The following is a 24481-nucleotide window of genomic DNA, read 5'->3' on the forward strand; positions in this document are numbered from 1 at the left end:
CTATTACGTCATCCCGGCGAGGGCCGGGATCTCAACCTCGCGTCATGATGCCCCGGCGAGATCCCGGCCTTCGCCGGGATGACAGTTAGTGGGTACCGGCTTCCAGTCGGAGCGCCTTCCAGCCCCACAGGACCAGCCAGCCGCAAAAGCCCGCCATCAGGCCGTAGGCGACGATCGGGTGCCAGTTATAGAGCAGCACCCCGATCGCGGGCGAGACGATATACGCCGAGCCGTTGATCGACGCGGTCATGCCCGCGACCGCGCCTTGGTCGCGGCGCGGCACCGCGAGCGACGACCCCGCGGTGAAACCCGGTCGGAACAGCCCGAAGCCCAGCGAGGCGAGCGCGAAGCCGATGATGATGCCGTGGAGGTCGAACGACAGCCCGGTCATCAGCGTGCCGGCCCCGCCGAGCGCCGCGCCGACGAGCACCGCGGTGCGCGGCGACATCTTGAGCAGCGGGATCAGCCCCCATTGCGACAGCAGGGTCGCGAAGGCGCCCGCCATCAGCACGATGCCGGTGATCGCCGCGCCCTCGTCGGGGCGCAGGCGGAGATTCATGCGGTCGAGGATCAGGAAGCCGATGACGCCGAGCATCATCGCCTGCGCCTGTCCGCCGAACAGCCCCGCGAGCAGCCAGGGCCGCACGCGCGCGTCGGTCCAGCGCAGCGGCGGCGATGCGGCGGACGAGGGGTCGACGATCTCGTCCTCCGCCTCGTCGGTCGCTGCCTCGGGCGAGCCGCCCGTGGTCGGGTAGGAGGCGATATTGCCGCGCGCCGCGAAACGCGGAACATCGTCGGGTAGCCGCCAACGCAGGGCGATCAGCACAGCGAGGCCGATCAGCGCGAAAACCAGCAGCGGGCCCGCGAGCCCGACGAAGGGCAGGATGAAGAAGGGCGCGATCGCGGGACCGATCACCGTCCCCAGCCCGAAGGAAGAGGAGACGAGCGACAGCGCCTGCGTCCGCTCCTCCGGATCGGTGCGCGAGGCGACATAAGCCTGCACCGCGGGCGGCGCCGCCGAGCCCAGCCCGCCATAAAGGCTGCGGAACAGTGCGAAGAGGACGAAGGTCACCCCCGCCGCGAGCCAGCCCTCGAGCCCCGACCACAAAACGAGCCCGCACAGCGCCATCGACGAGAGGAAGCCGATCACGCCGAGCGCCATCAGCGCCTTGCGCCCGCGCTTGTCCGACTGGCGCGCCCAGTGCGGCGCGGTGAGCACCCACAGCAGCGCCGACCAGCTGAAGGCGAGGCTGACCCAGACGTCGGGGATGTGCAGCTTGGCGCCGATCGCGGGCAGGATCGACTGCATCGCGGTGTTGCCCGCGGCGGCGACGAGCATCACCGCAAAGAGCACCGCCATGCGGTCGGCGGGGATCGAGCGGCTGATCGTCGACATGTCGCTCTCCCCCTTTTTGCTTCCGCGCGTGCGGATCGACGGTACCCAATCCCCTACACGCACTGTCCCGTCTGTCCAGACGCGGAACGCACGAGCGCATTGTCAAGCATAGTCTTTCCTTGCGTCCGGCGCGGCTTTTTGCCACGCCTTCGGCATCCGCAACAACGCGAAAGCCATCATGTCCAATCTCCGGGCGCATGCCCAAGAACAGAAGGTCGCGCTGTCCCAGCGGATCCGCGACCGCGCAAAGCGCTTTTTCGGGCCTTGGGGCATGTTCGTGAAGGGCTTCATCAAGCATCCGGTGATGGTCGGGTCGATCGTGCCGTCCTCGCCGACGCTGATCCGCCACATGCTGAAGCCCGTCGACTGGAAGAACACCAGGCTCTTCGTCGAATATGGCCCCGGCGTCGGCACCTTCTGCCGCCCGGTGCTCGAAAAGATGGCGGGCGATGCGACGCTGATCGCGATCGACACCAACGAGGATTTTATCGACTATCTGCGCAAGGACATCCGCGACAGCCGCTTCATCGCGGTGCACGGATCGGCCGCCGACGTCGAGGAGATCGTCCGCGCGCACGGCTTCGACCATGCCGATTATGTGCTGTCGGGCCTGCCTTTCTCGACGCTGCCGGCGGGCGTCGGCCCGGCGATCGCGGCGGCGACGCATCGCGTGCTGCGCCCCGGCGGCGCCTTCCTCGTCTATCAGTTCCGCGCCCGCGCGCGCGACTTCCTCGCGGCGCATTTTACCCGCATCGACAATGCGTTCGAATGGGTCAATGTCCCGCCCTGCTTCCTCTTCTGGGGCTGGAAAGACTAGGACCGATCGCCATTCGGCCCATGGCGGCCTGCAAATGGCGGCCTCTCGCGCTTCCGGTGCTCACGTACCGAAGTACGCTGCGCTCCAGGTCACGAGAAACCACCATTTTCGGCTCGCCCTGAGCCGAATGGCGACCGGTCCTTTGACCTAAACCTCGGTCTCGGGATCGATTTCGCCCAATCCGAAATTGAGCCGGCGGGATACCGTATAATCGGCGACGCCGACGACGAACCAGGCGAGCATCCAGCGCAGCCGCGTCAGCCAGGTGCCGCGTTTCTTGTGCTTGGCCGCGGTGATGGCGTCGCAATCGGGCTCCAGCCCCGCGATGAAATCGCGCATCTGCTGCGCAAAGCCCGCGTCGGCGACGCGCAGCATCACCTCGACGTTCATGAACAGGCTGCGCATGTCGAAATTGGCGGTGCCGACATAGACGACATCGTCGACCACGATCAGCTTCATGTGCAGCCGGCACGGCAGATATTCCCAGATCGTCGACCGCTTGCGCAGCAGATAGCCATAGAGCAGGCGCGAGGCGCCGATCGTCGCGGGATTGTCCGACTTCGCTGCCATCACGAAGCGCGCGCGGCCACGCTTGGCGACGCGGCCGAGGCGGCGGAGCATGCCCTGGCCGGGCGAAAAATAGGCCATCGCCATATCGAGCTGGCGCGCCTTGTCGAGGTCGGCGCGCACCGCACGCGCCCAGGGCGACAGCCGCTGGGTCGGGCCGCCGACGAGCCAGCTCACCGGGCCGATATCGACCGGCCATTCGCGGATCAGCCGGCGCAGCATCAAGAGCTTGCCGTCGTCGTTGACCGTATAGTCGTGGATCTCCGCGAACCATTGCACCATGCGCGCCACCGACGGGCCGCGGACGAGCACGCCGAGGTCGAACCAGCAATGGCTCAGCCGCGTGCCGAGATAGGGTTCGGCGATGTTGAAACCGCCGGTGATCGCGACATTTTCGTCGATCAGCAGCAGCTTCTGGTGGTTGCGGATCAAATAGCTCGACCGCCAGTGGCGCGAGAAGAAGGTGACGCTGCCGCCGGCTTCGCGCAAGGGGGTGAAGACGCTGTCCGGCACGTCGCCCGATCCGAAGCTGTCGATCACCGCGCGCACGCGCACCCCGCGCTTCGCCGCCGCGGTCATCGCCCCCAGCACGCGCGAACCCGCCGCGTCATGCTCGAAGATATACATGACCATGTCGATGCTGCGGATCGCGCCGTTCAGCAGCGTCAGCAGGCGGACGAGCCTTTCGTCGCCGTCGACGATGACCTCGATCGCGTGGCCCGCGACGTCCGCCTTGATCGTTTGGGCTTCGCAGGCGGACACGGGTTCGGCGGTCATGCGGCACCATAGGCGCTGGCTTGCGGCGCGGGCAAGGGCGAGGGGAAGTCGGGGGAAGGGCACGCGGTTTCGTTGACATTCGCCGGCCCGCCTGCTAGCGCGCAGCGCTTGCCGCCAGCCCCCCGGGCCGGCCTCTCCTCGATCAAGGAAAAAACATGGCCCGCGTTACCGTCGAAGATTGCGTCGACAAAGTCCCCAACCGTTTCGACCTGGTTCTGCTCTCGGCGCACCGCGCCCGCGAAATCTCGGGCGGTTCGGAGCTGACCATCGACCGCGACCGCGACAAGAACCCCGTCGTCGCGCTGCGCGAAATCGCCGAACAGACGGTGCGTCCGAAGGACCTGTCCGAAACGCTCGTCGGCTCGCTGCAGAAGGTCGTCGTCGACGACGACGACACGCCCGACGAAATCAGCTCGATCGCACGCTCGGCCGAGGCGCTCCGCCTCACCGCCGCCGCACCGCCGCGCAGCCCCGCGGGCGGCGGCAGCGACTTCGAATAAGTCGCGACAGCAAGATCACCAAGGAGGGCCGTGGGAAACCGCGGCCCTTTTTTGTCGGATAAGGTTACTCCCCGTTGGGGGAGGATCGGCTGCTCAGGGAACCCGCGTCAGCTCTGCCACCCTGATCGCCTTCGACGCCAGCATCGGTTCGATGATCCGCTCGATCCGGTGCGCGCGCGGCGAGTCGACCGCGACGTTGAACAGGCTGTTCGCGATCACGTCGGCGATCTGCACGCCGTCGCTGCGCTTGCTGTCGGCGAGCGTGGCGCGGCCCCACTGGCCGAGGCCCGCCTGGATATCCTCGCGGACGTGCGACAATATCTTGGGGTCGTAGCGGCCGTCGTCGATCACGACGTCGGTGCACACGCCGCCCGTTTCGGGGAGCCAATGGCCGACCGCGCTGTTGAGCAAGGCACCATAGAGCGCGAGGTCGCTCGGCAGCGTGCCGCCGGGCGATTGCGCGAGCTGCTCGCGCTTCGCCACCGCGACCCAGGCACGGCCGCCCGCGCGGTCGACCAGTTCGAGCAGATAGGCGCGCTCGACGATGCTGATGCGGCTGCCCTTGAGCTCGCCGCGCAGCCCGGTGACGGCGCGGAAACGCCTGTGGATGTCGGCGGCCGCCTGCGGAGTGAGCATCACCGCGGCAAAGGTCATGGCGCCGGCATTGAGCCCGCCCGATTCGTCGCAATAGATGGTCATCGCCGCCCGCTCAGCAGACGCCGCCGAAGAAGGTCACCGTCTTGACCGCGCCCGCGGCGAGCGGTTCGGCGAGCGTCCATTGAACGTGGGTGACGTCCTCGCGCGTCGCGGCGCGCGGCATGGCGCCGGGGAAGGTAACGCGAAGCTTGTCGAGCGACCCGAAGCTCGTGCCGCCATCGACCGAGACCGCGAAGCCGTCGAGATCGTCGGTGCCGACGAAACGTATCGCGCGCGGGATCGGATTGACGAAGGTCAGGCTGGCCGCGGGCTCGGCGGTCTTGTTTTCCATCTGCAGCTGGTAGCGCAGCCGGTCCCCGGGGATCACCACCTCGGGCTCGGCAAAGCTGATGCTGCGCTGGCCGCCGGCGCCGATGTCGACCTTCTCCAGCTCGATCCGCTGCGAGAATTGGACGCGCTGGAACGCCTGCGCCGGGCTGGCGAGCGCGAACATCGCCGCGACGCCGAGCCCGAAGCGGGGCAGGCTGAATTTCAGGCGCTTCATTTCCAATCCCCCCGCGGGCGACCGGGTCAGGCGCCCTGCGGGTTGGGACCGCCGAAGGGGCGCGGCTTGCGCTTGATCTGCGGCAGGCCGCCGGCGTGGCCCGACACGGGCGTGCCGCGCTTGTCGGCATCGTCCTCGCGGCCGATATCCTCGCCCTTGATCGCGCGCTTCGATTCCTCGCCCGACAGCGTCTCATATTCGAGCAGCGCGGCGGCGAGCAGGTGAAGCTCGTCGATATTGTCGGTCAGCACCTTGCGCGCGACATTCTCGCCTTCCTCGACGAGGCGGCGGACTTCGGCGTCGATCAGCCGCGCGGTGTCCTCCGACATATTCTGCGCGCGCGACACGCTGTGGCCGAGGAACACCTCGTCCTGGTTGTCGCGATAACGCAGCCAGCCGAGCTTTTCGGACATGCCATATTCCATGACCATCGAGCGCGCCATGTCGGTCGCCTGCTGGATGTCGTTCGACGCGCCGGTGTTGAGCTCGTCCTTGCCGTAGATCAGCTGTTCGGCGATGCGGCCGCCGAAGCAGAGCGCGAGGCGCGCCTTCATCTGCTTCATATTGGTCGAATAACGGTCGCGTTCGGGCAGGTTCCACGTCACGCCCAGCGCACGGCCGCGCGGGATGATCGTGACCTTGTGCAGCGGATCATTGCCCTCGACGTGCAGCGAGACGAGCGCATGCCCCGCCTCGTGATAGGCGGTTGCCTTCTTTTCGTCCTCGGTCATGACCATCGAACGGCGCTCGGCGCCCATCATGACCTTGTCCTTGGCTTCCTCGAACTCGTTGCTGGCGATCAGGCGCTTGCCCCTGCGCGCCGCCAGAAGCGCGGCTTCGTTGCAGAGGTTGGCGAGGTCGGCACCCGAAAACCCCGGGGTCCCGCGTGCGATGCGGCGCAGGTCGACATCGGGCGCGAGCGGTTTCTTGCGCGTGTGCACCTCGAGGATCTTCTGACGCCCCTCGATGTCGGGGCGCGGCACGACGACCTGGCGGTCGAAGCGGCCCGGGCGGAGCAGCGCGGGATCGAGCACGTCGGGACGGTTGGTCGCAGCGACGATGATGATGCCTTCATTGGCCTCGAAACCGTCCATCTCGACGAGCAGCTGGTTCAGCGTCTGTTCGCGCTCGTCGTTGCCGTTGCCGAGCCCGGCGCCGCGGTGGCGGCCGACCGCGTCGATTTCGTCGATGAAGACGATGCACGGCGCGTTGCGCTTCGCCTGTTCGAACATGTCGCGGACGCGGCTGGCACCGACGCCGACGAACATCTCGACGAAGTCCGAGCCCGAAATGGTGAAGAAGGGCACGCCCGCCTCACCCGCGATCGCGCGGGCGAGCAGGGTCTTGCCGGTGCCGGGCGAGCCGACGAGCAACGCGCCCTTGGGAATCTGGCCGCCGAGCTTCGAGAATTTGGTCGGGTCCTTCAGGAATTCGACGATTTCCTCGAGCTCCTCGCGCGCCTCGTCGATGCCCGCGACATCGTCGAAGGTCACGCGGCCCTGCTTTTCGGTGAGCATCTTGGCGCGCGACTTGCCGAAACCCATCGCGCCCGAACCATTGTTCTTCTGCACCTGGCGGAAGACGAAGAAGGCAATGCCGAGGATCAGCAGGAAGGGCAGCGACTGGATCAGCAGATAGACCCAGATATTGCCGGTTTCGGTCGGCTTGCCGTCATATTTGACGTTGTTGTCGTTGAGGAGCTTGAGCAGCTCGGGATCGCGGATCAGGTTCGCGCTGAAGCGGTCGCCGTTCGACAGCGTGCCCGTCGCGCGTTCCTCGGTCAGCACGACATCCTTGACGCTGCCGTCCACGATCTTCTGGCGGAACTCCGAATAGGTCAGCGGGTTGCCCGCAGGCTGCGACGCGCCGCCGAACATCGAGGCGACGAGGAGCATGGCAAGCAAGATGCCGCTCCAGATCATCACGCTCTTCATCCAGGGGTTGCCCTGCGGTTCCTTGTCGTCCTGCATCGGAATCTTTCCAAAAGCCGCGCGCGTCGCGCTTGTATCCTGCCAAGATAGGATAATCGCGTTAAATGACAATGAGCCTTTCGGCCTTATTTGCGCGCTTTCCGGCGCGGCGCGGCGGAAATGCGCCAGATCGTGCCTTCGAGGCCCGGAACGGCGTCGATCAGCAAGGCGCCGACCATAGCCCGGCGCCCGTCCTTCATCGCCTTGACGACGCCGTCGAGCGAGGCGCCGCGCAGCGCGAGCCCGGCGGCGTTGGCGCGCAGCCGCTGGGTGACGACGCGGCGAAAAATCTCGGGCGGATAGCCCTCGTCGCGGATCACCGCGATGTCCGATGCATCGGGCCAGCCGGCGATCAGCCGCTCGACCGCCCAGTCGATCGCGTCATCGGCCTCGGCGAGCCAGTCGGCCGAGCGCGCCGCGGCCTCGACGTCGAGCACGCTCTGCGATGCCAGCGCGTGGCGCAGCCGGGCGCGGTCGAAGCGGCTGTCGGCGTTCGACGGATCGTCGACGAAGGGCAGGTCCTCGTCGAGCGCGAGCCGCACCAGCTCGTCGCGGCGCCAGTGGAGCAGCGGGCGGAGAATATAGCCGTTCTTCGCGCGGATCGCGGCGAGGCCGCCGACACCGCTGCTGCGGTTGAGCCGCATGACGATCGTTTCGAGCTGGTCGTCGGCGTGGTGCGCGGTCAGGATATGCGCGAGCCCTTCGTCGGCGCGCCATTGTTCGAGCAGGCGATAGCGCTCGGCGCGCGCCGCCGCCTGCTGCGATCCCTTGATCGGCGTTGGCGGGGTGAGCGTGCTGTGCGGGATACGCTCGCGCGCGCAGAAGCCCGCGACCATCCGTGCTTCCTCGGCCGAACCCTGACGTAGGCCGTGGTCGACCGTCGCGGCCTTGACCTGGCCGGGGAGCAGGCTCGCCATCAGCCAGAGCAAGGCCATGGAGTCGGGGCCACCCGAGACCGCGACGCCGTAACTGCGCTGCTGCCAGCCCGGCCCGACCAGCGCCTCGAACTGGCGCGCGAGCCGGTGCGGCGCGTCGGCCTCAGCAGCCGGCTTTTGTTTTTGCGGCGGCTGCATCGGTGCGGACATCCTGCGGCGCCTTGTCGCCATAGGTATCTTGGAGTTCGGCGAAGGCCTTGCACGCCGCATCCTTGCGGCCGAGCTTGTCGAGCGCGACGCCCATGTACATCAGACTGTGCGGCGCGCGAGCTCCACCGGGGTTCTGCTTGTAATTATTATAGAAAGCGACCGCGGCGAGGCTCGGCTTGCCCTCGTCGAGATAGGCGCGGCCGAGCAGGTTCTGCGCAAAGCTGGCAAGCCGGTGGTTCGGCCATTTGGCGACGACGTCCTTCAGCTGCGTCTGCGCCTCGGGATAGAGCTTCGCCTCCCACAGGCGGTAGCCGTAATTATAGCCGTCATCGACCTCGTTGCCCGTGGCGGGGATCTCGACCTTCTTGACCAGCGCCAGCCGCGCTGCGCTGCTGGCCGACGCAGCGGGCGTTGCCGCGGGCTTTTTCGCGGGCGCCGCGGTGGGCGTCGTCGCGGCGGGCTTGGTTGTCGACGCCGTCGTCGTCGTCGCGGGCGGCTTTACCACGGGCGTCAGCGGCAGGCTCGCAGGCGTCGTCGTGGTTTCGGTCACCGGCGGCGGCGCGGCGAGGCGCTTTTCCATCTCGGCCTTATAGGCGGTGAACTGCTTTTCGAGCTCGCGCAGCTGGAAGGCGTTCTGTTCGGTCTGGCCGGTCAGCGTCTGGAGCTGGCTTTCGAGCGCGTCGACGCGCGCGGTCAGGTCGATCACCGGGGCATTGGCGCCGCTCCGCGCGCGCTCGCCCGGCGTGTTGTCGGGCGCGATCTCGCCTTCGAAGAAGGTCGGGCTACCGCCCGGAAAGACCGAGCGCTGTACCGCGCGCATCTCCTTTTCCAGCCGGTCGACGCGTTTGCCGATCGTGTCGTCCTGCGCCGTCGCCGCGCCCGGGATCGAAACCGCGAGCGCCATCGCCGCGGTGCCCAGGAGTATGTTGTGACGCATGTTCATCTGCCTTTCGGCCCCCACCCAGTTAACCATCGCGCGATCCATAACGCGCACGGGGGCATTTGCGCAAATCCAATCGGCGCAGCGACGCTTCGGTCCGTCGAGCGTTCGAGGCTCGTACGCGCCCCTCAGCGTTTGGTGGGAACAGGCGGCAGCGTCTGCGCTGCACCCGCGCCCTCGGCGCGCGCGACGAGATCGGCGGGCTTCATCGAGATATTCTTGACCAGCGTATCGGCGGGGCCGACCGCGCCGATATCGCGGCCGCCGACGGTGACCTTCAGCGCCTGCGGGATGCTGGTGCGCAGCGTGAACTGCTGGATATAGGCGGGCGGCACCTCATAGGTCTCGCCGGCCTCGAGCGTGCGCCAATTCTCGGTCTTGCCCGTCGCATCGTCGAAGCCGATCCACACTTCGGACAGGCCGGTGAGGACCACGGGGGCGTCGGCGGGGACGGCGCCGGCCTTGGTCACGGCCTTGGCCGCGGGAGTCGCCGATTTCGCGGGGGCTTCCGATTCCTCGGCCGCGCGGTTCTGCGCCGCGATCAGTGCCTCGTCGGGCTCGACCGACAGGAAGCGCCACACGCCATATGCCGACACCAGCACCAGCGCGACGATGACCAGCGTCCAGGTCAGCCGGGCGGTCGGCAGCCGCGCGGGATCGGTCGGCTCATAAGCTTCGTACGACGGGCGGCCATATTCTTCGTCTTCGAGCTCGCGGCGCACCGCGGCGCCGATCTCGGCCTCGGGCAGGTCGATGGCGCGGGCATAGGCGCGTGCGAAACCGGTGACATAGGTGCGGCCGGGGAGGGCGGAGAAATCGGACCTCTCGATCGCTTCGAGGTGGCGTTGGGTGATCCGCGTGCGCGTCGCGACGTCGGCGAGCGACAGCCCCGCCGCTTCGCGCGCCAGCCGCAGCCGGTCGCCCGTGCGGGTAATCGCCAGTTCGCCCTGCTCCGGGGCCTCCTCGTCTGCCATTACTGTCTCCGTGCCGGCCGTTAGCAACCCGGTTCGACCGTGCGCGCCGTTCATCGCACCGACGGCGCGGCAAAGTCAAATGAAGTTCGGTAAATGAACGGCTGAAAAGGGCTGCTATTAAGCCCGCCGGAGCACTCCGCGATCAGAGCACATATTTGCTGAGGTCGGTGTCGCCGACGATGTCCGCGAGCTGGCGGTCGACATAGGCCGCGTCGATGTCGAGCGACGTGCCGCCGATATCCTCGGCGGTGAAGCTGACCTCCTCGACGAGGCGTTCCATGATCGTCTGCAGCCGGCGTGCGCCGATATTCTCGACCTTCTCGTTGACCTCGGCGGCGAGCTTGGCGACGCGCGCGATCGCGTCGGGCTTGAAGTTCAGCGTCACGCCCTCGGTGCCGAGCAGCGCGGCATATTGTTCGGGCAGGCCCGCCTTCGTTTCGCTCAGGATGCGCACGAAATCGCTCTCGGTCAGCGCCCCCAGTTCGACGCGGATCGGCAGGCGGCCCTGGAGTTCGGGGAGCAGGTCGCTCGGCTTCGCGACATGGAAGGCGCCCGACGCGATGAACAGGATATGGTCGGTCTTCATCGGGCCATATTTGGTCGCGACGGTGGTGCCTTCGATCAGCGGCAGCAGGTCGCGCTGGACGCCCTCGCGGCTCACCGATCCGCCGCGCACGTCGCTGACCGCGATCTTGTCGATCTCGTCGAGGAAGACGATGCCGTTCGCCTCGGCATCGGCGAGCGCGACGCGCGCGACATCGTCCTGGTCGAGCCGCTTGTCCTGCTCTTCCTCGATCAGCCGCGTCGCGGCGTCGATGACCTTCATCTTGCGGCGCTTCTTGGGCAGCCCGCCCATCGCCTTGCCGAGCATGTCGGAGAGGTTGATCATGCTCATCTGTCCCGGCTGGCCGGGCAGGTCGAACGGCATCGAAGGCGCGTCGGAAACCTCGATCTCGACCTCGCTGTCGTCGAGATGGCCCTCGCGGATGCGCTGGCGGAAACTCTGGCGCGTCGCCTCGCTCGCGCCCTTGCCGGTCAGCGCGTCGAGCAGCCGCTCCATCGCCGCCTCTTCGGCGGCGGCCCGCACCGCGCCGCGGCGGCGTTCCTTTTCGAGCCGCACGGCTTCCTCGACCAGGTCGCGCGCGATCTGTTCGACGTCGCGGCCGACATAGCCGACCTCGGTGAATTTGGTGGCCTCGACCTTGATGAAGGGTGCGTCGGCGAGCTTGGCCAGGCGGCGCGAAATCTCGGTCTTGCCGCAGCCGGTGGGGCCGATCATCAGGATATTCTTGGGGCTGACCTCGTCGCGCAATTCGGCAGGCAGTTTCTGGCGGCGCCAGCGGTTGCGCAGCGCCACCGCGACCGCGCGCTTGGCGGCGTCCTGGCCGATGATATGCGTGTCGAGCGCGGCGACGATCGCCTTCGGAGTCAGTGCATCGTTCATATGATCATGCCTGGATTTCGATGGTTTCGGAGGTGAACTGGTCGTTGGTGTAGACGCAGATGTCGGCCGCGACCTCCATCGCCTTGCGCACCAGCACCTCGGGGTCCTTCTCGTAATCGACCAGCGCGCGCGCCGCCGACAGTGCGAAATTGCCGCCCGACCCGATCGCGGCGATCCCGCCCTTGGGTTCGAGCACATCGCCGTTGCCGGTGATGACAAGCGTCACTTCCTTGTCGGCGACGATCATCATCGCCTCGAGGTTGCGCAGATATTTGTCGGTGCGCCAGTCCTTGGCGAGCTCGACCGCGGCGCGCAGCAATTGCCCGTTGTGCCGCTCGAGCTTGCTCTCGAGCCGCTCGAACAAAGTGAAGGCGTCGGCGGTCGCGCCGGCGAAGCCGCCGATGACGCTGCCGTCGTGCAGGCGGCGCACTTTGCGGGCGTTGGGCTTCATCACCGTCTGCCCCATCGACACCTGGCCGTCACCGATGATGACGACCTTGTCGGCGCTGCGGGCGGAAAGGATGGTGGTTCCGTGCCAGGGCGAGGCACTATGCGGATGGGGATCGGTCATGCGGGGCGATATGGGAGAGTGAGGCGAGGGGTGCAAGGGGAGGGAATTGCCTTCCTCCCCCTCGATGGGGGAGGCAGCGAGACTTACGAACTTGTTCGTTAGCCGCAGCGGTGGGGGTGCGGCTTCGGTCTGAAACGAACGGCGCGAGCACGCGCCATCACCCTCATCCAACTCCGCCTAAGCCGCTTCGCGACCAAGGCTGCGTATCCTTCTCCCATCAAGGGAGAAGGAAATTAAGCCACCGCCCGCGGCACGCTTGCCGCCGCCGGCCAGCCCTGGTCGGGCCACAGGCCGCGCGTGTCGTAGACGATCTTGCCGCTGCGCTCCTCGAGCGGGACCGATTTGAACACGTCGTGATCGACGAGCACGATCATCAGGTCGCACTCGGCGAGCGCATCGTCGAGCTCGACCAGCTCCGCGCCGCTGCCCGCGAATTCCATCGGCAGACCGCGCGCGAAGGGTTCGACGATGCGGATGCGCTTGCCGAACTGGCGCGCGAGCGCGGCCGCAACCTCGACCGCCGGGCTTTCGCGGAAATCGTCGATATTGGGTTTGAACGCGAGCCCGAGCACGCCGACCTTCGCCTGCGGATGGCTCGCGACGAGCGCGGCGGTCGCGGCGATCACATGCGCGGTCTTCGACAGATTGACCTCGCGCGCGGTGCGGATCAGCCGGCTTTCGTCGGGCGCGCCATGCACGAGGAACCAGGGGTCGACCGCGATGCAATGCCCGCCGACGCCGGGGCCCGGCTGCAGGATGTTGACGCGGGGGTGGAGGTTGGCGAGGCGGATCACGTCCCACACATCGACCCCCATCTTGTCGGCAATCATCGACAGCTCGTTGGCGAAGGCGATGTTGACGTCGCGGTAGCTGTTCTCGACCAGCTTGACCATTTCGGCGGCGCGCGCGGTGGTGGTGACGCAGGCGCCGCGCACGAACTGGCGATAGAAGGTCATCGCGCGGCGCGCGCAGCGCGGGGTGATGCCGCCGATGCAGCGGTCGTTGTCGACCAGTTCGACGAGGATGCGCCCCGGCAAAACGCGCTCGGGGCAATAAGCGAGGAAGATATCGGGCGTACCGGCGCAGCGGCCCGGGACTTTCAGGTCGGGGCGCTCGGCGGCGAGCAGTTCGGCGACCTTCTCGGTCGTGCCGACCGGCGAGGTCGATTCGAGGATCACCAGATTGCCCGGCACGAGCACTTTGGCGATCGAACGCGCGGCGTCGAGGACGTAGCTGATGTCGGGCCGATGCTCGTCGTCGTGCGGGGTCGGCACCGCGATCACGAAGGTGTCGGCGGCGACCATTTCGGTGGAGGCGACGAGCGCGCCGCGCGACACGACGCCTTGCACCAGGCCGTCGAGATCGACTTCCTCGATATGCACCTTGCCGTTGTTGACCGTCTCGACGACATGCGCGCTGACGTCGATGCCGGTGACCTTGCAGCCCGAGCGCGCGATCAGCGCGGCGGTCGGCAGGCCGATATAGCCGAGGCCGACGACGGTGACTTTCTGTTCGATATCAACGGGCACGCGCGACAATCTCCGCAATCTGGGTGCCAGCCGTGCCGTCGCCGAACGGATTGTGGGCGCGCGCCATGGCAGCGTAGGAGCCTTCATCGTCCAAAAGGCTGAAAATTTCGGAAACGATGGTGTCGCGGTTGGTCCCTACGAGCCGCGCGGTGCCCGCCTCGATGCCTTCGGGGCGCTCTGTGGTCTCGCGCATCACCAGCACCGGCTTGCCGAGCGAGGGGGCTTCCTCCTGTACGCCGCCGCTGTCGGTGAGCACCAGCTCGCTCGATGCGAGCAGGCGGACGAAATGCGGATAATCGAGCGGGTCGATCAGCGCGACATTGGCGAGGCCGCCGAGGATCGGCTCCATCGCCGCGCGGACATGCGGATTGGGGTGGACCGGGAAGATCACCGCGACGTCGGCGCGCGCCGCGATCGCGGCGATGGCGTCGGCGATCGCCTTCATGCCGTCGCCGAAATTCTCGCGCCGGTGCGAGGTGACCGCAACGATGCGCTTATCCGCGAACCGCGCAAGCAACGGATCGAGCCCCGCGGCCAGCGCGGGTTCCTCGTCGATCCTTGCCTTGGTCGCGAGCAACGCGTCGATCACGGTGTTGCCGGTGACATGGATGCGGTCGGCGGGGACATTCTCGGCGCGCAACGCCGCCGCAGCCGTCCCGGTCGGCGCGAAATGCAGGTCGGCGACCGCACCGGTCACCTTGCGGTTCACCTCCTCGGGCCAGGGGTGATAGATATTGCCGCTACGCAGCCCGGCCTCGACATGGCCGACGGGGATCTTGCGGAAATAGGCGGACAAAGTGGCGGCCATCGTCGTCAGCGTGTCGCCATGGACGAGGATGCGGTCGGGCTTTTCGGCGTCGAAGGTCTCGCCGAGCCCCACAACGAGCCGAGCGAGCAGACCGTCGAGCGTCTGGTTCGCCTGCATGACGTCAAGGTCGATGTCCGGGACGATGCGCGCGATATCGAGCACCTGGTCGAGCATCTCGCGGTGCTGCGCGGTGACGCAGACGCGCACGTCGAGCCCCGGCTGGCGCCGCAAGGCGTGCACCACGGGAAACATCTTGATCGCTTCGGGACGCGTCCCGAACACCGTCATCACTTTCATCGGGGGCTCTTGTCTCGGCGGGTCATGTACATGTCTCCTAGCCGATTTTGGTTGTTATCCGCTTAACTTCGTGGCGAAAGCGGCAAAGGTGTGATCCTTGTCATTGCGGGCGTTGCCGGTAAATGCACGGGGATATGCATCCCGGGGGCGATTTGTGCGTTGTAGCGGGGCTGCGGCGACAGACCGGCATTGGGGTGGGGTGTCAGTTTCAATCGGTAAGATGATGATCAAAAGACTTTTCAGCCGCAAGCCGGCCCCGGAGCCCGTTGCCGACGACTGGCCGCAGGTGCCCGAAGGCACGCGCGTCTATGCCATCGGCGACGTCCACGGGCGGCTCGACCTGCTCGACGCGCTGCTGGCGCGCATCGCCGACGAAAGCGCGCGCGATCCCGCGGACAGCGTCCACCTTGTAATGCTCGGCGACCTCATCGATCGCGGCCCGCAATCGGCACAGGTTGTCGAGCGGCTGTTGACCGTTCCCAGGGGCGTCGACGAGATGCATTTGCTGATGGGCAACCACGAAGAGGCGCTGCTCGAAATCCTCGACGGCGCGCATTCGCAGCTGCCCGGCTGGATACGCTATGGCGGGGAACAGGCGCTGCAAAGCTATGGACTTGAAGACACGTCCATTTTCGGCGATAGAGAGGCCTTGGTCGCCAAAATCCACGCCGGCATACCGGCTTCGCATGTCCGTTTATTCCGTTCGATGGTGGATTATGTGCAGATCGGCGACTATCTTTTTGTCCATGCGGGCATTTTTCCCGGGCGCCCGCTCGAGCAGCAGCAGGTCCACGACTTGCGCTGGATCCGCGACGAATTCCTCGACGACAACCGGGACCATGGCATGATGGTCGTCCACGGGCACACCATCACCCCCGACGTCGATTGCCGTGTCAACCGCATCGGCATCGACACCGGCGCCTATCGCAGCGGCATGCTCACCGCGCTGGTGATCGAAGGCAGCGCGCGGCGCTTCCTCAAGACCGGGCAGGGCATCGCCGCATGATCCTCGCGCGGGCCTGGGGGGCGGTCGAAGAGCGCATTCTCGCGACGCTGGCGTCGCTCGTCGCCTTGGGGCGCAGCGAAAAGCGCGCGATCCTGATCGTCGCCGACGCGATGCTCTGCGTCGCCGCGGTGCTGATCGCCTTCTCGCTTCGCCTCGGCCGCTGGGAGATCTTCGACGCCGGGGTCGGCCTGGCGTCGGTGATCGCGCTGTCGAGCTGGCTGCCGGTCTTCCTGATGCGCGGCACCTATAGCTCGATCCTGCGCTTCTCGGGCGGGCGGACGATGGTCGGGCTCGCCTATTCGGTCGCGCTCTATTCGATCCCGCTGATCGTCATCCTCGGCTTCGTCGGCATGGAGGGCGTGCCGCGCACCGTCTCGGTGATCCAGCCGATCGTCTTCCTGCTGCTCCTCGCGATGACGCGCATCCTCGCGCGCTATGCCGTCGTCGACCTGCTCAAGCGCCGCGACATCCAGCAAGCGTCGATCGCGCTCATCTATGGCGCGGGCGAGGCGGGGCAGCAGCTGGCGATGGCGCTACGCAGCGACCCGTCGATGCGCCTCGTCGGTTTCATCGACGACGACCGCAAGATCGAGGGCGAGATCATCGACGGCGTGCCGATCTATTCGCGCCCCAAATTGCCGTGGCTGGTCGACACCTATGGCGTCACCGACGTGCTGCTCGCGCTGCCCCACGTCACCCGTTCGAAGCGCCGCCGGGTGATGAAGTCGCTCGAAGACTGGCCGATCCGCGTCCGCATGCTGCCCGCGATGCGCCAGATCATCGACGAACAGGTGTCGGTCAGCGACCTGCGCGACGTCCAGATCGAGGATCTGCTCGGCCGCGACCCGGTACCGCCGAACCAGCTGCTGCTCGGCCGCACGATCGTCGGCAAGACGGTGATGGTCAGCGGCGCCGGCGGTTCGATCGGCAGCGAGCTGACCCGCCAGATCGTGACGATGCGGCCGCACAAGCTGATCCTCGTCGAATCCTCCGAATTCGGCCTCTATGCGATCGGGCAGGAGCTGCAGGCGGTGATCGCCGGCTTGCCCGAGGGGCAGCAGCCCGAGCTGATCGAGGAACTGGCCAATGTCACCGACCAGCCGACCGTGCGCCGCCTGCTCGCGCGCTGGCAGCCCGACACCATCTTTCACGCCGCGGCGTACAAGCATGTGCCGCTGGTCGAGGCCAATCCCATCGCGGGCATCGGCAACAATGTCTGCGGCACCTTGTTCATGGCGAGCGAGGCCGACCGCGTCGGCGTCACCAATTTCGTGCTGATCAGCACCGACAAGGCGGTGCGCCCGACCAACGTCATGGGCGCGTCGAAGCGCGTGTGCGAGCTGGTGCTGCAGGGGCTGGCGGGCCGCGGCAGCAAAACGATCTTCGCGATGGTGCGCTTCGGCAACGTGCTGGGGTCGAGCGGGTCGGTCGTGCCTTTGTTCCGCGAGCAGATCAAGAATGGCGGGCCGGTGACGGTCACCCACCGCGACGTCACGCGCTTCTTCATGACCATCCCCGAGGCGGCGCAGCTCGTCATCCAGGCGGGCGCGATGGCCAAGGGCGGCGAGGTGTTCGTGCTCGACATGGGCAAGCCGGTGCGGATCATCGAGCTGGCGCACACGATGATCAACCTGTCGGGGCTGACCGTGCGCGACGAGGACCATCCCGACGGCGATATCGAAATCGCCGAGGTCGGCCTGCGCCAGGGCGAGAAGCTCTACGAAGAGCTGTTGATCGGCGACGATCCCAAGCCGACGGGGCACAGCCGGATCATGCAGGCGCGCGAGGCGATGCTCGAATGGCAGGAGCTGTCGGCGAAGCTCGACGCGCTGCGCGACGCGATGGACCATGGCCGCGCCGACGAATGCCTGGCGATCCTCCACGAGCTGGTCCCCGAATTCCGGCCCGCCGAAGAGGTGAACCAGGAAAGCGGTCCGGCGCAGGCGCCACTCGCGGGCTGATCGCGGGCACCGCCGTTGCGCGGTCCCGGCGCTTGCGATAGCGCGGCTTCATCCGACCACCCCTAAATATGGAGCGCGCCTTGGCCGCCGCATTCGAAGCTCTCGACCGCTATATCGACCGGCAGATCGAGGCCGTCCCCGGCTATTTCGGACAGGTCGAGGCGACCGCGATCGACGCGATCGGCCGCTGGCAGGTCGAGCAGGGGATCAGCGGCAATCTGGCCGAGATCGGCGTCCATCACGGCAAGCTCTTCTTCATCCTCGCGCTGCTGCGGCAGGCGGGCGAACGCGCGCTGGCGATCGACCTTTTCGAGGACGATGGCCTCAACACCGGTATCCATGCCGGACGCGACCGGGCGTTTTTCGAGAACCACGCCAAGCTGGGCATCGCGCTCGACGAAAGCGAAGTGTGGAAGACCGATTCGACGACGATCACGTCCGCGGCGCTGGACGAGCGGATCGGCAAGGTGCGGATGATCAGCGTCGACGGCGGGCACGATTATCGCACCGTCACCAGCGACCTGAAGCTCGCCGACGCGGTGCTTGCCGACGACGGCGTGATGATGATCCACGATTTCTTCGGCATCGGCTGGCCCGACGTGTCGGTTGCGGCGATCCATTTCCTGACCGCGCAGCGCGAGCGGCTGCAGCCCTTCCTGATCACCCCGTACAAGCTGTTCGTCGCGCGGCCCGCCGCCGCGACACGCTATCGCGCGATGCTGCCCGGCAATCCATGGCTCGGCAAGGCGGCGCTGTCCGAACGGACGATGTTCGAAGCGCCGATCATGGTGATGACACTCGGCCGTCGCGAAGTGCTCAAGCGGAGCCTCCGGCGCAAGCTGGGACTGCTGCCCAAACGGCTCTGAGCCTACTCCGCCGTGAGCAGTTCGGCGACACGTTCTGCGGGGCACATGACATATTCGCACAGCGCGAGGTCGCCGTGGATGCCGATCGTCTCGAGCGGTTCGAAGGCGAAGCCGCCGCCCTGTCCGGCGTGGAGCACGCGCAATATGCGATAGTCGGCCTCGGCGAGCCGTGCCTCGATCCGGGCCTGCCGCGCGATGCGGTCGGTGCGCTCGGCCGAATAGCAGGGCAGGATCTCCATCGTGATCAACGGACGGTCGCGGGCGATCACCGGCGCCAGCGCGTCGATGACGTCGGCCTCGGCGCCTTCGACGTCGATCTTGACGATGCCCACGGGCGGCGCGAGCAGGTCGTCGGGCAGGTCGTCGGGGCCCAGCACGACGACGGTCTTGCGAAAGGTCACCGCTTCGCCGGGGCGGAAACCCTCGACGATCGACGCCGCCGAATCGCCGCCGCGTCCGTGATAGAGCTCGAGCTGGAACAGCCCGCGGCTCGTACCGAGCCCCGCGGGCACGACGCGGCAGTCGCTCCAGCCATTGGCCGCCACCAGTTCCTCGACATAATGCACGCACACCGGATTGGGTTCGAAACCGACATAGCGACGCGCCGGATCGACCGCCTTCGCCTTGATGAGTGTCTGGCCGAGGTTGACGCCGACGTCGACGAAGCCGCCCGGCGCCATCGCCATCAGCCGCTGCAACAGCGCGAACATCCAGGGTTCGGTGAGGTCCGCCATCAGCCCGGCCGTCACCGGAATGGCGATGTCGCGCCCCCCGACCTCGGCGCGGGTGGTGCGGTTCACGCGGCCGAACAGCCCGGCGCGGCGAAGGATGCGGTTGGCCAGGCGGCCGAGATTCGATTGCCGCATGGTCGGCCTAACCCCTGTGTCTGAACTGGTTGATCCTATACAGAGTTTCCCTTGCCAATGACAATCGGCGATCCTCGCGCCAGGCGGCCCAAAGAAGCGAACGTCGCGATTGCACGGGCGCCGACGATGCCATAAACGCCGCGGACCAGCCGGCGCCCCGCCGGACAAATGTTTTGCAGGAGCAAAGGCGTGGCAGGCAGTTCGATCGATCTCAATCAATATGCGAACGGGCAGGTCGAGACGGTCAGCGGCTGGTTGGGGGATGTCGATATCTTCGCGATCAAGGCGATCGGCGAATGGCAGGCGGAGCAGGGCATCGAGGGCGATCTGGCCGAAATCGGCGTGCACCATGGCAAGCTCTATTTCCTGCTCGCGCTCCATCGCCGCGCCAGCGAGAAAGCGCTGGCGATCGACCTGTACGAGGACGACAGCATGAATGTCGGCACGCAGGCGCGCCGCGACATCATGTTGTTCAAAAACGCCGAGCGGTTCGGCATCCCGATCTCGGACGCGGAAATCTGGAAGACAGATTCGACCATCATCACGCCGCAGGATATCGCCGCAAAGGTCAGCAATGTAAGGATTTTCAGCGTCGACGGCGGGCATGAATACCACCATGTCGCCGCCGACCTGCGTACCGCAGCGTCGGTGCTGGGCGAGCGCGGCGTGATCATCATCGACGATTTCTTCGGCAAGGGCTGGCCCGACGTCACCGTCGCGGCGATCGAGATGCTGGGCGAATATCCCGACCTCCGCCCGTTCCTGATCACCCACACCAAGCTTTATGTGTGCCGCAAGGATGCGGTGGCCGATTATCGCCAGTTGCTGACCGTCCATCCCGACACCGCCGCGATGCCCAAGGCCGAGCGGAATATGTTCCGCCAGCCGATCACCGTGATGCAGGTCGGCCGCCGCCAGTTCCTCGGGCGCCGGCTGCTGCGCCGCTTCCGCCGCCGCGACTGACCGGCGGCAACGCGGTAACGCTAAATCGCCGCCAGATGGGCCGTGACCTCGCGGAAATTGGCGGCGTAGCTGTTCGCCAGCGCCTGGTCGATACGCCGCCGCCATCCGGTATCGCATCCCTCGCGGACCGTTTGCACAGCGTCGTCCAGCAGCGCCGCGATCCGGTCGGGCGCGTCCGCGGGCGCCATGAAAATCCCCGGCGCATCGACCTGCGCCTCGATATGACTGCTCACCACCTCGCCGCCGGTCGAAAAATATTCCAGCAATTTGTGCGAGTTGACGCCCTTGTTGGGGTCGAGGTCACGATCGTAGCAAAGCAGCCAGATCTGGACGCCGCGCATCGCTTCGACCAGCGCCGCGCCCGTCTTGGGGCCCGCCAGCTCGACGTTCGGCAACGCGCGCAGCCGATCGACCCACGCCCGCCGCTCGGCCGACGCATCCTGTTCGGGACCGATGAAGCGAAAGCGTAGCGCCGGATTGGCCTCGATCAGCGCCAGCAGGCGTGGGCGATCCATCCATGGTTGCGTCAGGTTGCCGAGAAAGCCGATCGTGATCGCGCCGGTCTCCGGGGCCGGATCGCCGCCGGCGAGGCGCGCGCGCGCCAGATCGGCGAACAGCGGCGCCAGCCCGTGCGGCACGACGCGGCGCGGGATGCCGCGCGGCGGCAGCGCGTCGATCAGCGTCGGCGCGACCCCCAGGATCAGGTCGGCATGGCGGCCGTGGCGCACGCCTTCGTCGGCCCGGTCCATGGCGTGCAGGATGCTCCGCCGCGCGCCGAATGCCCGGTGATCGGCGAACTGGCCCGAATTGTCGAAATCCCACAGCAGGTCGATCGGCCCCGTCGCGGCGATGATCGCCCGCGCACGGCGCCTCGCGGCATGATCGAACAGCCAGCGCGCGCGAAATTTGGCGCGGCGCAGCGGCATGGCGGGATGATCGAGAAGGGTGATGTTCGGGGTTCCGCTCGCGCTCAGCGCGATCGCGGCGGCGCCGCCCGGCGGATTGGCGAAGATCACGTCATGCCCCCGCGCCGCGGCTTCGCGCGCATAATGATGCTTCGAAACCTGCAGCCCGGTCCACGGCTGCGGCGAAAGGATCAGGATGCGCAGCGGATCGCCGAGCAGATCGACCGGTGCGTGCGGCATCGCGCTCAGCGTTTCAGTCCGAGCTTGCGCATCGCCGTGCCCAGCGCGCCGATGATGCGGAAATAGCGCTCGCGTTGCTTCTTGTCGGTGCCATAGATTTCGTGCCGCTGGTTGGGCAGGCTCAGCACCGCGTCGAACTCGCTCTCGGTGAAGCCGAGCTTCTTGCGCACATAGGCCTTGTCGCGCTCCTGCAGCGCCTCGTCATAGGTCGGCTGCTGCAGTTCGCGCAGCGCCTCGTCGCGCGTCATCTGGCCCGACAGGATCAGGTTCGACAGATGCGCTTTGCGCTTGTCGACCCCGAATTTCCGCGGGAGGATATGGCCCTGGTAGAAGCGCGTGAAGAGCGATTCATAATGTTTGCCGCCATAGTCGACCCAGTCGAGCTCGCGGATCAGCAGCGCCTTCGCCTCGGCCTTGTTGTAATCGATCAGGTCGAGCACGGCTTCCGAATGGATGCCGCGGATCAATTGGTACCAGGCCTTTTGCCACACGCCGAGCGCGGGCAGCTTCTTGAGCGGCCTGGTGCCGAATTTTTTGTGAATGTTGCGAATATTTTCGAGGTCGAACTTGGCATAGTTCCACGATGGTGGCATCACCGATTCGGTCGCGAAATTGAGCCCCGAGAGCATATATTTGAGCTTGTGCTGCGCCGCGAGGCGATAGAGCGCGCCGGAGATCATATGGTCGGTGGGGACTTCGAGGTCGACGACCGACGCCTTGAAATAGGCGCGCTGGAGGTCGCGGAATTCCTCCCAGTCCATCACGAAGGTGTGGAGTTCGAAGCCCAGCTTCTTGCAGATATTCTCGATATTGCGGACCGCGAGCTCGTTGTTCCAGCCATTGTCGAAATGGACGATCAGCGGGCGCAGCTCCCATTGTTTGGCGAGCCAGGTCACATAGCTGCTGTCGACCCCGCCCGACAGGCCGATGACGCAGTCATAGTCCTTGCCCGCACCGTCGGCCTTGATATCGGCGAGCAATGTCTCGAGCCGCGCCTTCTTCTGCCCGGCGTTCGGCTGCGTCGCCATCAGCGCGCGATATTCGTGCCAATGGTTCGACACGCCGTCGGCGTCGAAGACGATGTCGGGATCGCTGCCGTCCATGACGGTGCGCGTGCACATCTGTACCGACGGCGAAGGCAGGGGAGAGCTGGCCTGGGTCACTTTTTCTCATTCAATCAGAGTTTTGGCAATCGAGATTCTGGAAGAGCTGTTCCTTGAGGTCGGCCTCGTCGGGATAGGAGATAAGAACGCCCTGATTCGGTGCGCGATAGACGAACAGGCTCGACGCCGCCACCGCCGAGGCGCCGCCGCGTACCGCGGGCAGGAAATCGCCGAGCCCCGCCGCGCCGCCGCACGCCACTACGGGCACGTCGACCGCCTCGGCCACCGCGGTGACCGTCGCGAGGTCGTACCCCGACCATTTGCCGTCGCGATCGACGCTATAGACGATGATCTCGCCCGCCCCCGCCTCGGCCATCGCCTTCGCCGCCTCGACCGGCGCCTGGCCGGTCCTGGTCTTGCCGCTGCGCGTCACCACCTGCTGCCCGCCGAGCAGTTTCTTGGCATAGGGCAGCGACACCGCGACCGCCTGCGCGCCGAAACGCTCGGCGATGGCGGTGACGAGGCCGGGCTGCGCCAGCGCCGCGCTCGACAGCACGACCTTTTCGAGCCCCAGCTGGAACAGCCGCGCGGCGTCGTCGACGCTGCGGATACCGCCGCCATAACCCATCGGCAGGAAGGCTTCCTCGACGATGTCGCCGATCGCCTCGAAGCTCGGCCCGCGGCCATCGACGCTCGCGTCGATGTCGAGCAGCAATATCTCGTCGACCATCTTGGTGTTGAAGATGCGCACCGCGTTGATCGGGTCGCCGATATAGGTGCGCTTGCCGAAGGTCACGGTCTTCACCAGCCGCCGCTCGCGGTCGATGGTCAGCACGGGGATCACACGGATACGGCGCATGCGGCTCAAACCTGCCATTTCGCGAAGGGCTGGCCCGTCAGCGCGCGCAGTTGCGCGACCTCGGGGGCGTAGCGATTGCGCAGGTCGTCGATCTGGTCGTCGGACAATTCGGGCTTTTCGAGGCCCGGGAAAAGGACCTTTGCGACCGCCGGACGGCTGAGCTGCGCGTCGAGGTCGAACGGCGCCAGCTTGCGCGCGGCGCGATAGGGAAGCGCCATGCGCCAGCGGTTGGGGACGCCGTTCGACGCGTTCGTATTCGATTTGAACGCGAAGGCCTTTTCGTCGGTGATCGCATCGAGGCCGAGGAAGGCGAAAATGGCGTTCATCGTTTCGTGCCGCGCGCGATTGAGCTCGTCGCTGTCGACCACCAGTATCTGCTCCATCGGGAAATGCTCGAGGAAAAAGCGCAGCTGCCACGCATATTTGCCGGTCTGGAACTGGTGATCGTTGGCCAGGTTCCAGGCGATATCCTCCTGCACCGTCTCGCCGACGTAATTTTCGACGATGTGCGAGCGATAGCGCTCGATCGGGTCGCGGACGAGGTAGATCAGCTTCGCTTCGGGGATGATCGCCGCCATCCGCTCGGGCGCGCCCCTGTAGAAGGGGTGGTGGCTCTTGGTGTAATTCTGCGACGCCTCGCCGCGCACCGCCTTCGAGCCGTCATATTGCGCGCAATACCAGTCGAGCGAGCGATGGGCATTCTCGCCCGAGAAGAAGTTGATCTCCTTGTCGGCCGCCATATGCACGTCGGGGTGCTGGTCGAGATAGTCGTTGAGGCTGGTCGTGCCGCATTTCATCGCACCGATGACGACGAGGTTGGGGAGCGCGGGGGTCAT

Annotated in this window: 23 protein-coding genes; 6 read left to right on the forward strand and 17 right to left on the reverse strand. The window is 66.6% G+C overall.

The features are described from left to right. Positions 1-85 precede the first annotated feature (85 nt). Entirely contained in the window at positions 86-1396 is a 1311-nt protein-coding gene (locus AC1RNQ_RS18365; RefSeq protein WP_493173454.1) for an MFS transporter, read from the reverse strand. A 178-nt stretch (positions 1397-1574) separates the two neighbouring features. Here AC1RNQ_RS18365 and AC1RNQ_RS18370 point away from each other — a divergent pair, with 178 nt between their 5' ends. Beyond that, positions 1575-2213 (forward strand): class I SAM-dependent methyltransferase, encoded by a 639-nt coding sequence (locus tag AC1RNQ_RS18370; RefSeq protein WP_493173456.1) that lies wholly within the window; start codon positions 1575-1577, stop codon positions 2211-2213. A 147-nt stretch (positions 2214-2360) separates the two neighbouring features. Here the strand turns inward: AC1RNQ_RS18370 and AC1RNQ_RS18375 are convergent, their stop codons facing one another. Continuing rightward, positions 2361-3557, reverse strand: coding sequence for a phospholipase D-like domain-containing protein (locus AC1RNQ_RS18375; RefSeq protein WP_493173458.1), 1197 nt, complete (start codon positions 3555-3557; stop codon positions 2361-2363). Positions 3558-3712: 155 nt separating this feature from the next. Here AC1RNQ_RS18375 and rpoZ point away from each other — a divergent pair, with 155 nt between their 5' ends. Further along, positions 3713-4057: a DNA-directed RNA polymerase subunit omega gene (gene rpoZ / locus AC1RNQ_RS18380; protein WP_058808280.1), complete on the forward strand. Its 345-nt coding sequence runs from the start codon at positions 3713-3715 to the stop codon at positions 4055-4057. Between the two features lie 93 nt (positions 4058-4150). Here the strand turns inward: rpoZ and AC1RNQ_RS18385 are convergent, their stop codons facing one another. The 10 genes from AC1RNQ_RS18385 to wecB all read right to left on the reverse strand — a co-directional run bounded on the left by AC1RNQ_RS18385 (position 4151) and on the right by wecB (position 14876). Continuing rightward, complete coding sequence (locus tag AC1RNQ_RS18385; RefSeq protein ID WP_493173460.1) at positions 4151-4756, reverse strand: DUF3800 domain-containing protein; 606 nt, start codon at positions 4754-4756, stop codon at positions 4151-4153. Positions 4757-4766: 10 nt separating this feature from the next. Beyond that, positions 4767-5258 carry a hypothetical protein gene (locus AC1RNQ_RS18390; protein WP_493173462.1) on the reverse strand — a complete coding sequence of 164 codons (492 nt, stop codon included), beginning with the start codon at positions 5256-5258 and terminating at the stop codon, positions 4767-4769. 26 nt (positions 5259-5284) lie between these two features. After that, complete coding sequence (gene ftsH / locus AC1RNQ_RS18395) at positions 5285-7228, reverse strand: ATP-dependent zinc metalloprotease FtsH (RefSeq protein ID WP_493173464.1); 1944 nt, start codon at positions 7226-7228, stop codon at positions 5285-5287. Positions 7229-7314: 86 nt separating this feature from the next. Then, a complete protein-coding gene (gene tilS / locus AC1RNQ_RS18400) occupies positions 7315-8313 on the reverse strand; it encodes a tRNA lysidine(34) synthetase TilS (RefSeq protein WP_493173466.1) in 999 nt (332 codons plus the stop codon). Further along, positions 8267-9250, reverse strand: a complete 984-nt coding sequence (locus AC1RNQ_RS18405) for a tetratricopeptide repeat protein (protein WP_493173468.1) — start codon at positions 9248-9250, stop codon at positions 8267-8269. Before AC1RNQ_RS18405 ends, tilS begins: the two co-directional genes overlap by 47 nt. 131 nt (positions 9251-9381) lie before the next feature. Next, a complete protein-coding gene (locus tag AC1RNQ_RS18410) occupies positions 9382-10227 on the reverse strand; it encodes a helix-turn-helix domain-containing protein (protein ID WP_493173470.1) in 846 nt (281 codons plus the stop codon). A 142-nt stretch (positions 10228-10369) separates the two neighbouring features. Beyond that, positions 10370-11671, reverse strand: a complete 1302-nt coding sequence (gene hslU, locus AC1RNQ_RS18415; RefSeq protein ID WP_493173471.1) for an ATP-dependent protease ATPase subunit HslU — start codon at positions 11669-11671, stop codon at positions 10370-10372. Positions 11672-11675: 4 nt separating this feature from the next. Continuing rightward, positions 11676-12242, reverse strand: coding sequence for an ATP-dependent protease subunit HslV (hslV, locus tag AC1RNQ_RS18420; protein ID WP_493173473.1), 567 nt, complete (start codon positions 12240-12242; stop codon positions 11676-11678). Positions 12243-12475: 233 nt separating this feature from the next. Continuing rightward, the gene (wecC, locus tag AC1RNQ_RS18425) at positions 12476-13771 is read right to left on the reverse strand and encodes a UDP-N-acetyl-D-mannosamine dehydrogenase (RefSeq protein WP_493173475.1); all 1296 of its coding nucleotides are present in this window, start codon (positions 13769-13771) and stop codon (positions 12476-12478) included. Continuing rightward, positions 13761-14876, reverse strand: coding sequence for a non-hydrolyzing UDP-N-acetylglucosamine 2-epimerase (gene wecB / locus AC1RNQ_RS18430; RefSeq protein ID WP_493173477.1), 1116 nt, complete (start codon positions 14874-14876; stop codon positions 13761-13763). Before wecB ends, wecC begins: the two co-directional genes overlap by 11 nt. 223 nt (positions 14877-15099) lie before the next feature. On the opposite strand from wecB, the gene AC1RNQ_RS18435 reads away from it, so the two are divergent. From AC1RNQ_RS18435 to AC1RNQ_RS18445, 3 genes are all read left to right on the forward strand, one after another. Continuing rightward, positions 15100-15882 carry a metallophosphoesterase gene (locus AC1RNQ_RS18435; protein ID WP_493173479.1) on the forward strand — a complete coding sequence of 261 codons (783 nt, stop codon included), beginning with the start codon at positions 15100-15102 and terminating at the stop codon, positions 15880-15882. Further along, positions 15879-17843 carry a polysaccharide biosynthesis protein gene (locus AC1RNQ_RS18440; protein ID WP_493173481.1) on the forward strand — a complete coding sequence of 655 codons (1965 nt, stop codon included), beginning with the start codon at positions 15879-15881 and terminating at the stop codon, positions 17841-17843. The genes AC1RNQ_RS18435 and AC1RNQ_RS18440 overlap by 4 nt, the downstream gene beginning before the upstream one ends. 68 nt (positions 17844-17911) lie before the next feature. Then, positions 17912-18709, forward strand: coding sequence for a class I SAM-dependent methyltransferase (locus AC1RNQ_RS18445; RefSeq protein ID WP_493173483.1), 798 nt, complete (start codon positions 17912-17914; stop codon positions 18707-18709). A 2-nt stretch (positions 18710-18711) separates the two neighbouring features. Here AC1RNQ_RS18445 and AC1RNQ_RS18450 read toward each other — a convergent pair whose 3' ends face one another. Further along, a complete protein-coding gene (locus tag AC1RNQ_RS18450) occupies positions 18712-19575 on the reverse strand; it encodes an FkbM family methyltransferase (protein ID WP_493173485.1) in 864 nt (287 codons plus the stop codon). A 189-nt stretch (positions 19576-19764) separates the two neighbouring features. Between AC1RNQ_RS18450 and AC1RNQ_RS18455 the strand changes: the two genes are divergently transcribed. Then, positions 19765-20538, forward strand: a complete 774-nt coding sequence (locus AC1RNQ_RS18455) for a class I SAM-dependent methyltransferase (RefSeq protein WP_493173487.1) — start codon at positions 19765-19767, stop codon at positions 20536-20538. Between the two features lie 20 nt (positions 20539-20558). On the opposite strand, the gene AC1RNQ_RS18460 is transcribed toward AC1RNQ_RS18455, so the two are convergent. Genes AC1RNQ_RS18460 through AC1RNQ_RS18475 form a run of 4 tightly spaced genes read right to left on the reverse strand, consistent with a single transcriptional unit; the run spans position 20559 to position 24481 of the window. Further along, positions 20559-21683: a glycosyltransferase family protein gene (locus AC1RNQ_RS18460; protein ID WP_493173489.1), complete on the reverse strand. Its 1125-nt coding sequence runs from the start codon at positions 21681-21683 to the stop codon at positions 20559-20561. Positions 21684-21688: 5 nt separating this feature from the next. Next, positions 21689-22846, reverse strand: coding sequence for an N-acetyl sugar amidotransferase (locus tag AC1RNQ_RS18465; RefSeq protein ID WP_493173490.1), 1158 nt, complete (start codon positions 22844-22846; stop codon positions 21689-21691). 10 nt (positions 22847-22856) lie between these two features. Then, positions 22857-23645, reverse strand: coding sequence for a HisA/HisF-related TIM barrel protein (locus AC1RNQ_RS18470; protein ID WP_493173492.1), 789 nt, complete (start codon positions 23643-23645; stop codon positions 22857-22859). A 5-nt stretch (positions 23646-23650) separates the two neighbouring features. After that, a complete protein-coding gene (locus AC1RNQ_RS18475; RefSeq protein ID WP_493173494.1) occupies positions 23651-24481 on the reverse strand; it encodes a sulfotransferase family protein in 831 nt (276 codons plus the stop codon).

The organism is Sphingopyxis sp. GW821-FHT12F08 (assembly GCF_058806755.1).